Here is a 14,559-nt window from a genome sequence, read left to right as displayed (position 1 = left end):
GTATGCGTAAACTTCTAACCGTCATTAACGCCATTGTCAGAAATGACAGTGTTTGGCAAGCGGATTATCATCTTAATCTTAGCGTTAAGTAACATCCACAAGCCAACAAAGTTAATGAGGGTTGGTGGTACTGTATTCTTTAAGGGATACAGTTGCTACTGCTATTGGTGTATTTTGATGTTAAAGGATTATAATTGAACAATGCCAAATTGATAGTAGGGCAGTCAATTTAAAAAATTAAGTAAGGACAGTCATCAAAGATGTAAACATCTGTTTTACACCGCCAAAACTCATTCCAATGATAACGACCAAAGGTAAGATACTTGCCAGTACCATATCAAGCACGGTTGGTGGAGCGGACGGCTCGCCAAATTCATTCACATCATCATCGCCTTTGGCAAGTAGTAAGTACAAAAACAACACCATATTCACATAAGGAACAAAGTACAAAACCGCCCAAAGTCTTGACCGCCCCAAATCCGTGAGTCGTCTTATCATGGGGACAAGCACGATATACAGCATAAAAGGCGTACCTACCAACAAAATAATCATGACAGGTAAATTAAAGGCGGTCATGCACACAAGTAACAACCACAAAACCATAAAGGCAATCATAAGCCAAATGCCGTTATGTGCCAAAAACTTCACTCGCCCAATGCGTCCTGTGGGCTTATAAAAAGGCGTGGTATCGTATTCAAAATACTCATCATCGTCAAGCTCAGCTTGCGGTGTAGTGTAGGGGTTGTGATGGGTCATGGTGTGATTGGTTTGCGAAACATGGCGGTATCATAACATGATTTTTTGCAAAAAACAGTGTGTTTATTTAAATGTGTGGTATCGATAAACATTTATCATAAAATCCTTAAAATAAGACATCAGTAACGCTCATGCTACACCGCCAAAATCCCCCACTCACGCCCGATGATAGGGGTGGTTATTAATGATGCTCATCGCCCGATAGAGCTGTTCTATCAGCACCACTCGCACCAAAGGGTGGGGCAGGGTCAAATCCGACAGCGACCATTTAAAATCCGCCTGCGTTAGCACGTCCGCCGACACCCCGTCCGCCCCGCCGATGACCAGAGCGATGTCGGTGCCGTCCGTCATGGCAGTCTGCAAGCGGTCGGCAAGGCGTTCGGTAGAGAGCATTTTGCCTTTGACGTCTAGCACCCAGAGCTTTTCTTTGGGTAGGCGAGCGGACAAAATGGCTTGCCCTTCTTGGGTTTTGTATTTTTCTATTTCGGCAAATGATGGATTTTTGGCACGTTTGGCAGGGGGTATCTCCACAATCTCAGTACTCATCATCGGCTGTATGCGTTTGGCGTATTCATCCACGCCTGTCTGTACCCATGCAGGCATTTTGTGTCCGACACTTAGGATTCTTAATTTCATGGCGATTTATCAAAAGTAAAAAGCGTATTATAAATAAAAACCACAAATATTGGTAAAGTTTTATAAAATTTGTTATGCTAGCCCATTTGAGTGAGTACGCCATGAGAACTCTTGGAAACCATTATGAACAGCTCGCCCAAGCGTTTTTGAGACAGCAGGGGCTAACCATCATCACGACCAACTACACCGCACATCGCACAGGCGAGATTGACATCATCGCTTATCATGATGAGCCACGGCAGGCAGGCGGGGTGTGTCCGACGCTTGTGTTTGTGGAAGTCAAAATGCGTAAGATAAGCCCCAATGCTCGCTATGGGCAGGCGGTGGAGACGGTAACACGTGCCAAACAAAACAAAATCATCAAGACGGCTGAGCATTTTTTGGCGTATGGCGATGAGTTTTTGCAAAATCTTGGACTCACTACCAGTCAAAAGCAAGCCTTGGTATATCGATTTGATGTGATTGCCTTTGATGTGCCACCAATAGGGCAGGCAGGACAAAAAAGTAATGAAAATCGGACAAAAACCCATTGGCTAAGAAACGCCTTTTTGGTAGAATGAGAGCCAAACCGATTATTAGGAAGCATCCATGTCGTCTTTACTATCCATCAAAGTGCTTGTGGGCGTGATTGCCACCGTCATGCTCATGACCGCCTGTGCCACCCAAAACGCCAATACCAACGCCAGCACAGGCTATTATGGCGTGCCTGCCATGTACCGCACCATCCCCGAGCGTATCAGCGATGAAGCCATCGAACGCACCAGTTATAAGAATCTGACCAACATTAGGGATGTGAGTGAGAATAATGTACGCATTGCCATTGACAGTTTTCGCCGTGAAGTACTGCTGACAGGCGAAGTACCAAGCCAGCAGGTCAAGGCAGACGTGGCGAATATGGTGGCGTCGATTAATGATGTCAAGCAAGTGTATGACAATCTGACCGTAACCAATACGCCCAAGGCTCAAAGCCACACCCTGCACGAAAACTACCTAAAATCAAAAATCATCGCCAAAATCGTGAGTGCAGGCGGTATCAGGTCGTCGCAGTACAAACTGGTGGTGCGAGACAACATGGCGTATGTGGTCGGATTTTTGACCGCTCAGCAAGAGCAGACGATTGTTAATATCATCTCATCGGTGCAGGGCATAGAAGGGGTGCGAATGCTCGGCACACGCATAGATGGCGATACATCAGCTCTGCTTGCTTTGACAGGCGAGAATGTCGCCATTGATGACAATCCCAACGCGGGGGGCATGGTCTATGGCGGTAATGCAGTTGTTAATACACCTGCCAGCCCTGTTTATCCGAACGTGCCTGCCAGTTCTGTGCCAACCACGAGCTATCCGCAGAGCATGTACCCTAACACGCAGGTTGCACCGACTGTGCCAACTCAGCCAAATACGGGTTATGCACCTGTCAATAATTATCCCATTAATGCCCCTGCAAATAACTATCCTGCAAATAATTACCCTGTGAATAATCACGGTACACAAAATCGTGATGTTCCTGTGATCAGAATGGAAGGCAACCCAACATCAAGCTATGTGAATTTGTACAATAATACCAGCAAGCCCTAACCAACAAATTTTAACAATGTGGTTGGGGTGTGCCTGCCTTTTGCATTTGTAATAAAAAATGCCTGTTTAAAAAAGCAGGTAATTGCTCATTTTTCATGCAAAAACATCATTTTATTTTTATAATATTTCTAAATTTTAAATTGTGTTATAAAGGTTTGCACGCCCTACTGTAAAAGCGGGAAATTTGATATAATAACCCGTTTTTACTTTTTATCAGTGACATGATTTGATGGCGATAATACCGCCCAAAATATAGAGATTTTTTTATGAATGCAGATGACCTAATCGCCTTATTACGCCCCCATTTCCCTAATGCCGAGATTCAAGCGGTCAATCAAGGCAATAAATTTGAAGTGCTTATCGTGGATGACAGCTTTGACGGTAAACGTCTGGTGCAACGCCAACAGGTGGTATACGCGATTGCCAATCCGCACATCCAAAGCGGAGTGATGCACGCCTTGACCATTCATGCCTTGACACCTGCCGAATACGAAGCCAAAAAGGGATAATCATGGATAAGTTTAAAATCATCGGCAAAACCCGTATCGCAGGCGAAGTTGCCATTTCTGGCTCAAAAAACGCTGCCCTGCCCTTATTGGCAGGCATGCTACTGCCCAATGACGAGACGGTGCTACACAACGTCCCCACCCTAAAAGACACCGACACACTCATCAAGCTCATCGCTGGCATGGGTGTTGCCATCAAAAAAGAAGGCAACACCGTCATCACAGACGCTCGCCACGTTGCCAACTATTATGCTCCGTATGAGCTGGTGCGTACCATGCGTGCATCTATCTTGGTGCTTGGGGCGTTGCTTGGGCGATTTGGTGAAGCCGAAGTCTCCTTACCAGGGGGCTGTTCTATCGGTTCACGCCCTGTTGATCAGCACCTAAAAGCCTTTGAAGCCATGGGAGCGAACATTAGTGTAGAAAATGGCTATGTCAAAGCAAAAGCCCCTGCTGGCGGACGTCTGATAGGTTGTGATTTTACCTTTGACATGGTAACCGTTGGCGGTACAGAGAATGTCATCATGGCAGCGTCTCTGGCTCGTGGTACAACTCGCCTTGAAAACTGTGCCTGTGAGCCAGAAGTGGTGGATTTGGCAAATATGCTTGTTGCCATGGGGGCAAAGATTGACGGCATTGGTACGCCGACCATGATTATTGAGGGTGTGGAGAGCTTGCACGGTTGTGAATACAGCGTGATTGCCGACCGCATTGAGACGGGTTCATATCTGGCTGGGGCTTTGATGAGTGAAGGCGATGTCTTGACCACCAACACATCGGCTGAGCTGTTGCACCCTGTCCTAAAGAAATTTGAAGCCATGGGGGCAACCATTACCACAGGTGATGACTGGATTCGTGCTGTGATGACAGGCAGACCCAAGGCGGTGGACATTCGCACCCAAGTCCACCCCGGTTTTCCCACCGACATGCAAGCCCAGCTCATGGCAGTGTGCTGTTTGGCGGACGGCACGAGTACCATTATTGAAAACATCTTTGAAAACCGCTTTATGCACGTCCCTGAGCTAAACCGCATGGGGGCAAATATCCGCATTGACGGACATACCGCCATTGTTACGGGCGTGGATAGCTTTATGCCTGCTCCTGTTATGGCAACCGATTTGCGTGCGTCCATGTCGCTTGTCATGGCGGCGGCGTGTGCCGATGGCGAGAGTATCATCGACCGCATTTATCACATTGATAGAGGTTATGATAATGTGGAGAGCAAACTTAAATCGCTTGGGGTCAATATTGAGCGGATTAAGGGTTAAAAACTGTAATTACTAACAACTTCATTCTCAACTTAAAATAGCAACTTTTTGATTCTCCAGTAATTATTTTTTATTTATAGGGGTGAATTACATTCGTCCTTGATAAATCAATCACTTATACAAAATTGAGAATGGCGTAATAATAAAATAAAAGGGCGGTCTTGATGATTGCCCTTTTATTTTGGGTTTGTCAGCTAAGCAGGCGCCGACTGCGATAAGTGCGAGATAATCTGTGCCTTGTCCTTTTCTTTTTTGACAATATCCCACAGTTTATCTGCTTCATCATAGCCTTTGGTAAGCATACCGAGCCATTGTTTATAGCGACCGATGAGTCCGCTTTGGTTGTCGGTGGTGTCATTCAAAAAAGCGATTTGGTGGGGGATTAGCTCCGCCCATGTCAAGGTTTTGTCTGTATTTTCAATACTCGCCACAAGGTCTGGGCGAGTGACTGCCCCACGCCCTAGCATAAGATGTGGCGTGTTCGCCTGACGGATGCAGTCGTGGGCGTGAGTCGCATTCCAAATCTCGCCATTGGCAATAATGGGCAAACCAAGCTCGGTAAAAGGGGCGATTTTGTCCCAATAGGCAGGGGGCTTGTAGCCTTGTACTTTGGTGCGGGCGTGAATGGTAAGCCAGCTTGTATTCGCCTGTTTGACCGCTTGCCCGATGTCGCTCATTTTGCCCATATCGGTATAGCCTAGGCGGATTTTTGCCGATACAGGAATATGAGCGGGGACAGCCCCACGCACGGCAGAGATGATGGCGTACAGCGTATCAGGTTCATCAAGCAGTACCGAACCACCTTTGTGGTTATTGACCGTTTTGGCAGGGCAACCAAAATTTAAATCTATCGCACACGCCCCAAGCGACACCGCTGTAACGGCACTTTGGCTCATGGTGTCAGGGTTGTTGCCCAGTAGCTGAACATGAATGGGCGTGCCACTTGCTGTCTTACCGTCCGTGAGTAGCTCTGGCACATATTTATAGAACACATGGGCAGGCAAGGGATAATGCGTGACACGAATAAACTCACTCACTGACCAATCATAAGGGCGACCCAAATCATGAGCAATCTGTGTCAAAATCTGTCTCATGAGTGGGTCGGTCAAGCCCTCCATCGGGGCGAGCAGACGGACAGGGTGGGCGAACAAATGGGCAAAAACACTCATGTTGGCTTAAACCCATTGGCAAGACTGATGGCTTTTTGTTCATCGCCTTTGATGAGTAGCTCTAAGGCGTCAATGCCACACTCTATCGCCTTATCTATACTAATGCGGTCATCGGACGTGGGTTTTGACAGTACCCAACCGCTGACCTGTGATGAGTGAGCAGGTCTGCCAATGCCGACACGCAGTCGCCAAAAGTCCGCTCCGATGTGGGGGGCGATGTCCTTTAAGCCGTTGTGTCCGCCATGCCCCCCGCCTTTTTTTAGGCGTAGGCTACCTGCCGAGATGTCAAGCTCATCATGAGCGATGAGTATCTCATGGGGGGCGATGTTATAGAATTTGGCAAGGGGGGCGACTGCCAGTCCTGAGCGGTTCATGAATGTATCAGGGGTCAGTAGGCGGACATCTTGTCCGTGTATCGTGCCACGCCCGACACTGCCATGGAATTTTTTGTCATGGGTGAGCGTGATGCCAAATTTGTCGCACAAAGCGTTCACAAACCAAAAGCCTGCGTTATGGCGAGTGTCTTTGTATTCTGCACCGACATTGCCCAGACCGACGATGAGTTTTATCATGATTGCCCCATAGATGATGAAATAAACAAAAAGCCAATAGATGACCCATTGGCTTTTGTTGAGAGTGACGACTTATTCAGCGTCTGTACTTTCTTCGCTGGTTTCGCTGTCAGCAGAAACAGTTGGTGCTTGTACGCTAACCACAACACGGTCGGTGGCGTTGCTGTCAAGCTCAACGATGGTAATGCCATCGGCAAGTTTGATGTCAGAGAAGCGTAGTAGGTCGCCGATTTCTAGGCCGGTCACGTCCACTTCGATGGCTTCTGGCAGTTGGCGTGGCAAGCAGTTGATGTGTAGTTCGGTCACGTTGGTTTGTAGGATACCACCTGCTTTAATGCCTTTGGCAGTACCAGTGAAGTGTACAGGCACGGTAAAGTGCATGGTTTGACCACGAACAACACGTTGGAAGTCTACGTGAAGTGGTGTGCCTTTTGAAGGGTGGCGTTGTAGAGCCTTAATGATGACTTCTTGGTCATTACCATCAATGGCAAGTGTGGTCACGCTTGAAAAGAAGCTCTCGTCTTGTAGGGCTTTCACCAGTTCGTTTAGCTTAACGCTCACAGATAGTGGCTCAGCATCACCGCCATAAACGATGGCAGGGATAAGATTGGCTTTACGCAGGCGGCGGCTCGAACCTTTGCCCTGCTCGTCGGCAGCACGTGCTACCGTAGTTAGAGTATAGCTCATAAGGATTTCCTGTATTAAAAGGCTACAAAAATGATGATTTTCGACCAATCATCATACAAAAGTGCAAAAGAATTTGCAAAATAGCGAACTATTATAAGCCAGTTTGGATGATATGACAAGTGGTTCTTGCAAATCAGCCAAAGCATTTGCTAATACCTGATAATTTTTATAAAAATAACAAGTGTTTAAATAAGGTGCACCCCATTTGCAAATGAATTTAATTTTGTTATAATCGCTTGTTACTTTTTTGTTAAACAATGTAAGGAGTGTGTCATGGACGCTGTAATATCAGGCGGGGCGGGCGTATGGATTTCGCTGTCAATTTATTTTTTGGGCATGATTGCCATTGGAGTGTATGCCTATTTTAAACAAAAAAAAGATGTCGAAGGCTATATGCTCGGTGGGCGTAACTTATCTCCTGCGGTGACGGCACTCTCGGCGGGGGCGTCCGACATGTCGGGCTGGCTACTGCTGGGGTTACCTGGTTATATGTATGCGTCAGGCATTGTGAGTTTGTGGATAGCAGGAGGACTGACGATAGGGGCATTTGCCAACTACCTGCTCGTTGCCCCACGTCTGCGTGTGTATACCGAAGTGGCAGGCAATGCCATTACTTTGCCCGACTTTTTTGCCAATCGCTTTGATGATAAAACGCACCTACTTCGCATGGTTTCTGCCATCGTGGTCATCATTTTCTTTACGGTCTATACGGCGGCAAGTCTGGTTGGGGGCGGTAAGCTTTTCGAAAGCTCGCTCGGGCTTGATTATAGCTTGGGTCTGTGGGTGACGGCAGGCGTGGTCGTGGCGTATACGCTCTTTGGCGGATTTTTGGCGGTGTCCTTGACCGACTTTGTCCAAGGGGTGATTATGCTCATCGCCATGTTGCTGGTGCCGTTTGTCGCCTTTAATGAAATCGGCGGCATCAGTGCCGGCATGGACGTGGCACGTTCTGTGAACCCTGAGCTGTTTAACATCATGAGTGGCGTGAGTGTCATGGGAGCGATTTCGCTGGCAGCGTGGGGTCTGGGCTATTTTGGACAGCCACACATCATCGTGAGGTTTATGGCGATTCGCTCGGTCAAGGACGTGCCTGTGGCGTGCGGCATTGGCATGGGTTGGATGATATTGAGCTTGATTGGGGCTCTGCTTGTTGGCGTGTCGGGCGTGGCATATATCCATAATAAGGGCATGAGCCTAGATGACCCTGAGACGATTTTCTTGGTGTTCTCACAGCTTTTGTTTCATCCGCTCATCGGTGGCTTCTTGCTGGCGGCGATATTGGCGGCGATTATGAGTACCATTTCTAGTCAGCTACTGGTGGTGTCAAGCTCGCTCACTCGTGATGTGTACAAGCTGTTTTTGGACAAAGAGGCGTCCGAATCCCGCCAAATCATGGTCGGGCGTATCTCGGTGGTACTGGTGGCGGTGCTTGCGATTATGCTGGCAGGGGACAAAGACAGCTCGGTGTTAAAGATGGTCTCGCACGCGTGGGCAGGCTTTGGGGCGGCGTTTGGTCCGTTGGTGCTACTCTCGCTTATGTGGAAACGCATGAACTACCAAGGGGCTTTGGCAGGCATGATTGTCGGGGCATTGACCGTCATTGTCTGGGTGTATGGGGGTATTACGATTGGCGGACAGCCTGCCAATGATGCCATTTATTCCATCATGCCTGGCTTTGTGTTTAGTGCCATTACGACCGTGGTTGTCTCACTTTTGACCCCACCGCCCAGTGCCAAGATTATGGGTGAGTTTGATGAGATGGAACGCCAGTTAAAGGCTTAAAATCTAGGGCGTGCCTGTCTTTGGTATTTGCAATGAAACATGCTTGTTTAAAAAAGCAGGGGAATCGCACGTTTTTCAATGATTTCGACGCAGAAAACAGTCTGACCAGTTAATTTTAAAAGCTAGATTAAAATCTTAAAAGTTTACACGGTTAAGTGATTGGATGGTTTTTTCCATGCAAAAATTGATTTAAAATGTTAAGTTTTTACCTTATTTTATAAAAATGTTATCAATGGCAGGCACGCCCTAAATACCGTCAATGTTGACGGTATTTTGTTGTTGGGTTTTTCTGCTAAAAAACACCTTTAAGCTTAGCGTAACCTCATGCTGTCATTGTATTAAAAATACTAAAAAATACTGGACTGACATAGCAGTCCAGTATTTGAATGTAGAAGCATTCTAAATGAGCTTATACGCCTGCAATACTAACATGAGTCATGACGTCATCAATACTAGTGTTGTTAATCACAACATGTAGATTGGCGGTGCTGATATGAACATCATCACCGATATGACGCATGGCTTGGCTTATCTCGTTTGTATTGGCAAAAATATCACTAAAAACGATTTTGTCGTTATCGCCAATATAGCTATTAAAATCATGGATGATGTTCATGTCAGAGCTGTTTTTATCAAAAGCAAAAACGTCATCGCCAATACCGCCAAACAGCATGTCATTGCCCTTGCCGCCATATAGGCAGTCATTGCCTTCACCGCCATATAAATGGTCGTTGCCATTGCCACCAAACAAGCGGTCATTACCCGAGCCACCATGCAACAAGCCATTGGTATTATGGAGTGAATACAACTCATCATTGCCATCCCTGCCAAAGATGATGTCGCCTACTAACTTATCATCACTTTGACTGCCTTCAAGGTGGTCTTGATATTTGATATTGGTGTTGCGACTCTTAATGAGATAACGGTTGGAGACAAGCTCCTCTGAGCCGATATCATAAGGGCGAATTTGGGTGAAAGACTCTTTATCAAAACCAATTTTTTCAACATTTTCAAGATGTTTGATGCCCATACCATCTTTGGCATTCATAAATATCGTGCCATCAGAGAGGCGATAAGCATTCCAGTCTTGGCTTGTGCCTTGCAAGATGACGGTATCAACACCATGACCACCGTCCACACGGTCAGCTCCGTGAGCCAGTGCAATGCGGTCATTGCCACCTTTGGCGTCGATATAGTCGCCTTGATTGCTGCTTTGAATCAGGTTGTTATGGTCTGACCCTATCATAAAGCTACCGACTTTGTCTGCCTGCTTGCTTTTGTCCTTGACCCACATGGTTAGGCGTTCAACGCTGTTTAGTTGATCGACAATGATTCGACTGTCTCGGTGGGTAAGCTCATAAAAAACAGAATCAGTAATCCGCTCCAAAGTGTCTTTGCCCAAAGCTCCTGTATGTGCTGCCCAACCTTGTGATTTGTTGAGAAGTGACATTACAAAGGGGTTGTTCACATCCCACAAAGCAGAGGCGTAGGTGCCTGTAACTAATACCATGTTGTCAATACTGCTGTCAAAATTGTGGTCTATGTTGGATAATACAGGACCACCTCCAGCAATAGCATCGGCAATACTCTCATGCGATCCTGTAATGCGATATACCGCATCATTTTCATAACCCATGTTAAGAATGACATCAGGATTGTCATAGATGACAGGGCTGGCATGGCCAATATATACCGAATCATTGAAAAAACCATCAGCCAATGACTCACGGTGCTTTGCCATGATGTTGGTATAACCGCCACCTAAACTATAACCTGTTACCAAGACATCTTCGCCTGACAGTCCATGGGATATGGCATAAGCTTTGACTGCTTGTAGCAGTGGTTGCATATTAGGTGCAATTTTGCCTTCATTGAGATGAAAATAGTCTGCCACATCAAGCAAGTCATTGGTGCCGGCCCAGCTAATACCAATGCGAGTAAGTTTGCCTGCATTATCAAACTCACCCACTAGCATTACTTGCGGACCTGAGCCATTAATGGGTCGGTTGCCAGTGATTGTACTGGCAAAAGTGTAGTAACCATAGATGTCTGTGGCGTTGTTAGGCAGGTTAAGTTCAGCTGGAGTCAGTGAACGCCAACCCTCAGGCATGGTCAAGGCACCATTAATGCCTTTTAGTCCGTCAGGCACAAGTGTGGCAAAACTGGCGACATTAGCATGCTGTGCCAGTTTACTGGTGGTGTGCATGAGCTCGGTAGAGTGATCGCTGTCAAAGTGACGAAAGTCAAACATTCCCATGGATGGTACTCCCTGTTGTGTTGGTGGGTGAACTGAGACTTGCTAACATCTAATAATATAACCAAAAAGATGCAAAATAACAAGTAAAAAATACACTCATTCATGATGTTTGGCAATCCTATAAACTTTTACCTCATTAAATCATCCACAAAATAAGACCCCAAAGGTGGAGCATCTGACCTTGGGGCGTGGCTTATGATTGGATAACTTTACCCATGGTTATTTAGTAATAACCCAATATCTTCCACCACACAAGTCCCACGCCAATCCATACCACAAGATTGACCACGCTCATGATTGCCCCGACTTTCCACCATTGTCCAAGCGAGACATAGCCTGCCCCAAAGATGACAGGAGCTGTACCTGTGGCGTAGTGCGTGAGCGTCATCATCAGACTGCTTGACGCCGCCAAAATCAGAGCGTAGAGCATGGGCGGAGCTCCAAGAGCCAGCCCCACGCCATAAAACGCCCCAAACATTGCCGTGATGTGAGCGGTCGTACTGGCAAAAAAGTAATGGGTGTACAGATACACAAGTGTCAAAATCGCCACCGCACCGACCCAGCCAAGCCCCATGCCCCCAATGGCAGTCTCAATTTGCCCTGAAAACCATGCAATCAGCCCAAGTTTGTTCAGATAAGTCGCCATCATAATCAGCACGCCAAACCACACAAGCGTATCCCAAGCCGACTTTTCTTTTAAAATATCATCCCACGTCAGCACGCCTGTCAAAATCACCACCGACAAGCCCAAAAACGCCACCGCTGTCGCATCCACCGCCAACGCATTACCAAACAACATGGCAGGCACGTTCGCCCATAGCAGAAGCATGCCACTAAATACACCAAGCATGATTTTTTCATCACGGCTTAGTTTGCCAAGCTGGGCAAGTTTTTGGCGGGTAAAGTCTTTGACGTCAGGCGTTTGGGTAATCTCAGGCTTGGCAAGGACGTAGATGACAAGGGGCATAAGCAGAATACACGCAAGCCCTGGTAGGAGCATGGCGATTGCCCACGTTGTCCACGACAGATGGATCTCGTTGCCTGTGGCTTTGCCAACCAGCTCCACTACCAAAGGGTTTGGGGCGGTGGCGGTGATGAACATGGCGGAGGTTATTGGGTTGGATTGATAGTTTACCAGTGATAAATATTCACCCATTTTTTTGGTGGTGCCGTCATCAGGCTTTGAGCCCAAACTCTCGGCGATAGAGCGGGTAATGGGGTAGATAATCGCCCCGCCCCGAGCAGTGTTGGACGGGGTAATGGGGGCGATCAAGGTCTCAGCGATAGCCAATGAATAGCCAATGCCGAGCGTTTTTTTGCCAAAAAAGCCGATGACATTATAAGCAATCCTCGCCCCAAGTCCTGTCTTGACAAGCCCTCGTGAGATGATGACCGCCACAGCGATGAGCCAGATAAGTGGACTTGAAAAGCTAGACAACGCATCTTTCATCGCATCTTTGGGCGTGTCGGCAGTTACACCCGTCAAGGCAACCAGGGTAATGGCGATGATAGAAATCGCCCCAATGGGCAATGCCTTACCAATAATCGCAACAATCGTCCCGACAAACAACGCAAGCAGGTGCCATGCGTTCGGCTCAACGCCTTGTGGCACAGGAATACCAAACCAAATGATGAGAGTAACAAACACGGCAATGACCGCAGAAACGGGCTTAAATGGCATATGTTCACCTTTTTATTATTGTAAGATGTTAAAAATAAAACCTTGCCAATTTCCGTATTGGGTAAAATATCCTTATAAATTTTAAGGATTTAAAATGAAATAAAAAATCATCATCTGATTATTGATAAAATGCAACAAATATCAAACTTTTATCAGCATAATTTCTTGACTTGATTATAACAGAATTATTGGCATGAACCCACAAAATATGTGGGGTTATTTAAGGAATGTTTTGATAAATTCATCAGATAAAATGATAAAAATAACTCAAAAGTGGTAGAATTGCTTAATTTGTCATCTATTTATACTTGATATATTGGTGAATATAATGAATACCCGAACTTTGTCCAACTTCCCTGCCGATGATTCTAGCATCAAAATATCTCTCAATCATTTTTGTGAATAAGCATAAAAACCATAATAAACTTGTGATGAATATGTTAAGATTAAACCTGTCCTATGAATGTCATTAAATTCAAAAATCTATTAAACTTACTGTAAAACCAGTTTTCCGTTTGCCACAAGCTTGCCTGCGGACAGAAAAACCATTATGGGTAGGCATGGCATGAATGGTTTTTTAGCATGCTTTTTAAACTAAAATCAATAATTATTTTCAACCAGCAGGTGATTTATGATTAGTCAAACTTCTTTTGGTCATACAATGTCAGATTTTAACTGGTGGAAAATAAATGAATACCAATGGAAATGAATCTTACAAAAACAAAGTGATACACAGACTGGTTGGTACGATAGGCGTCATTCTTACGTGTATCCCTATTGTGTGGCAAATTCAATTTTATGCACGTGAATATTATTCCCCGTTTCTAGCCAAAAAATTGGCAAAAGATGAAAGAAATATTAAAAATGACGGTTGCCTGATTTATGCTGGGCAATGGAATAATAGATTGGATGTGTATTCTCTTAATGGGAAAAGAACTAATAGATTAGAGTCTTTAACCATAAAAGAATTTCCATTTCTAAAAAATGGAAATCCTATGATATAAAGTTTCGTATGGATTTTGAAGAAAATTATTCCAGTAAATCAAAAGAATGTTTTAAAGTTAAATACATTTCAACGAAAACCTTATGGTTTGGTGTTGATTTTATTTATGATGTAGATGATGTGCAATAATTTATTTTTTTTAACCAGCCAAACAAGGTAATTTATGAGCAGTCAAACTTTTCTTGATTATGCCAGCAACAATAATGGTTCCAAAAAAGGCGGTACATTGTTGTCTAGTGTGAGTATTGGTAACAATATTTTGTCAGCAATCAATAATGCCAATAGTAATAATACCAATGATATTGAGATGGGGCGTGCTGTTTTGCTTGCTGTCTCTGATGCTATTGGTATTATAAGTGATTTTTTGGGAAACTCCTGAGTATAAATCAAATGGTAAAACACCGATACATACCGACTCAAATAATCCCAACAACACCCATAACAACAAAAAAGGCGATCGGGCATTGGGCGGACGAGGTGATGATGTGATATTGGGTGATGGTAACATTCGCTTTCATCAAAGGTCAAAGACGGTGTGGCTTAGGGGGTGATTTTATTGATTTTAAAAAAATATCTTGACTTCCCCAACAAACGGACGTATGATGGCTAAAACATAACAACCGTACTCAAAAAATGCCTCATTCCTATGATACAAGAAAAAAAA

At 45.4% G+C, this 14,559-nt stretch carries 15 protein-coding genes; 8 read left to right on the top strand and 7 right to left on the bottom strand.

Annotated elements, in window-relative coordinates; genetic code table 11:
- Positions 1-237: 237 nt before the first annotated feature.
- Entirely contained in the window at positions 238-756 is a 519-nt protein-coding gene (locus B5J93_RS01260; protein WP_079324052.1) for a DUF805 domain-containing protein, read from the bottom strand.
- Positions 757-912: 156 nt separating this feature from the next.
- A complete protein-coding gene (rlmH, locus tag B5J93_RS01255; RefSeq protein WP_079324051.1) occupies positions 913-1,392 on the bottom strand; it encodes a 23S rRNA (pseudouridine(1915)-N(3))-methyltransferase RlmH in 480 nt (159 codons plus the stop codon).
- A gap of 101 nt (positions 1,393-1,493) precedes the next feature.
- On the opposite strand from rlmH, the gene B5J93_RS01250 reads away from it, so the two are divergent.
- The 4 genes from B5J93_RS01250 (at position 1,494) to murA (ending at position 4,744) form a co-directional block, all read left to right on the top strand.
- Entirely contained in the window at positions 1,494-1,952 is a 459-nt protein-coding gene (locus B5J93_RS01250; protein WP_158080657.1) for a YraN family protein, read from the top strand.
- 28 nt (positions 1,953-1,980) lie between these two features.
- A complete protein-coding gene (locus B5J93_RS01245) occupies positions 1,981-2,970 on the top strand; it encodes a BON domain-containing protein (protein ID WP_079324049.1) in 990 nt (329 codons plus the stop codon).
- 266 nt (positions 2,971-3,236) lie between these two features.
- Positions 3,237-3,479, top strand: coding sequence for a BolA family protein (locus tag B5J93_RS01240; RefSeq protein WP_079324048.1), 243 nt, complete (start codon positions 3,237-3,239; stop codon positions 3,477-3,479).
- 2 nt (positions 3,480-3,481) lie between these two features.
- On the top strand, positions 3,482-4,744 hold the full coding sequence (gene murA / locus B5J93_RS01235; RefSeq protein ID WP_079324047.1) for a UDP-N-acetylglucosamine 1-carboxyvinyltransferase: 1,263 nt from the start codon (positions 3,482-3,484) through the stop codon (positions 4,742-4,744).
- A 194-nt stretch (positions 4,745-4,938) separates the two neighbouring features.
- Here the strand turns inward: murA and B5J93_RS01230 are convergent, their stop codons facing one another.
- The 3 genes from B5J93_RS01230 to B5J93_RS01220 form a co-directional block, all read right to left on the bottom strand.
- Positions 4,939-5,913: a tRNA dihydrouridine synthase gene (locus B5J93_RS01230; RefSeq protein ID WP_078274066.1), complete on the bottom strand. Its 975-nt coding sequence runs from the start codon at positions 5,911-5,913 to the stop codon at positions 4,939-4,941.
- Positions 5,910-6,488 carry an aminoacyl-tRNA hydrolase gene (gene pth / locus B5J93_RS01225; protein ID WP_079324046.1) on the bottom strand — a complete coding sequence of 193 codons (579 nt, stop codon included), beginning with the start codon at positions 6,486-6,488 and terminating at the stop codon, positions 5,910-5,912. Before pth ends, B5J93_RS01230 begins: the two co-directional genes overlap by 4 nt.
- A 69-nt stretch (positions 6,489-6,557) precedes the next feature.
- Positions 6,558-7,172, bottom strand: a complete 615-nt coding sequence (locus tag B5J93_RS01220; protein WP_079324045.1) for a 50S ribosomal protein L25/general stress protein Ctc — start codon at positions 7,170-7,172, stop codon at positions 6,558-6,560.
- 273 nt (positions 7,173-7,445) lie between these two features.
- Between B5J93_RS01220 and putP the strand changes: the two genes are divergently transcribed.
- Positions 7,446-8,954: a sodium/proline symporter PutP gene (gene putP, locus B5J93_RS01215; RefSeq protein WP_079324044.1), complete on the top strand. Its 1,509-nt coding sequence runs from the start codon at positions 7,446-7,448 to the stop codon at positions 8,952-8,954.
- Positions 8,955-9,363: 409 nt separating this feature from the next.
- On the opposite strand, the gene B5J93_RS01210 is transcribed toward putP, so the two are convergent.
- Together B5J93_RS01210 and B5J93_RS01205 are read right to left on the bottom strand one after the other, a co-directional pair.
- Positions 9,364-11,205 (bottom strand): calcium-binding protein, encoded by a 1,842-nt coding sequence (locus B5J93_RS01210; protein ID WP_158080656.1) that lies wholly within the window; start codon positions 11,203-11,205, stop codon positions 9,364-9,366.
- 229 nt (positions 11,206-11,434) lie between these two features.
- Positions 11,435-12,892 carry an anion permease gene (locus tag B5J93_RS01205; protein WP_079324042.1) on the bottom strand — a complete coding sequence of 486 codons (1,458 nt, stop codon included), beginning with the start codon at positions 12,890-12,892 and terminating at the stop codon, positions 11,435-11,437.
- A gap of 689 nt (positions 12,893-13,581) precedes the next feature.
- Between B5J93_RS01205 and B5J93_RS01200 the strand changes: the two genes are divergently transcribed.
- From B5J93_RS01200 to B5J93_RS01190, 3 genes are all read left to right on the top strand, one after another.
- A complete protein-coding gene (locus B5J93_RS01200; RefSeq protein ID WP_079324041.1) occupies positions 13,582-13,896 on the top strand; it encodes a hypothetical protein in 315 nt (104 codons plus the stop codon).
- 162 nt (positions 13,897-14,058) lie between these two features.
- Positions 14,059-14,274 carry a hypothetical protein gene (locus tag B5J93_RS01195; protein ID WP_079324040.1) on the top strand — a complete coding sequence of 72 codons (216 nt, stop codon included), beginning with the start codon at positions 14,059-14,061 and terminating at the stop codon, positions 14,272-14,274.
- Positions 14,252-14,446 (top strand): hypothetical protein, encoded by a 195-nt coding sequence (locus tag B5J93_RS01190; protein WP_079324039.1) that lies wholly within the window; start codon positions 14,252-14,254, stop codon positions 14,444-14,446. Before B5J93_RS01195 ends, B5J93_RS01190 begins: the two co-directional genes overlap by 23 nt.
- Positions 14,447-14,559 lie beyond the last annotated feature (113 nt).

Source organism: Moraxella equi (assembly GCF_002027555.1).
Classification (GTDB): domain Bacteria; phylum Pseudomonadota; class Gammaproteobacteria; order Pseudomonadales; family Moraxellaceae; genus Moraxella; species Moraxella equi.
Note: the sequence above shows the minus strand (reverse complement) of the source record. Positions and strands in the feature narration are given on the sequence as shown.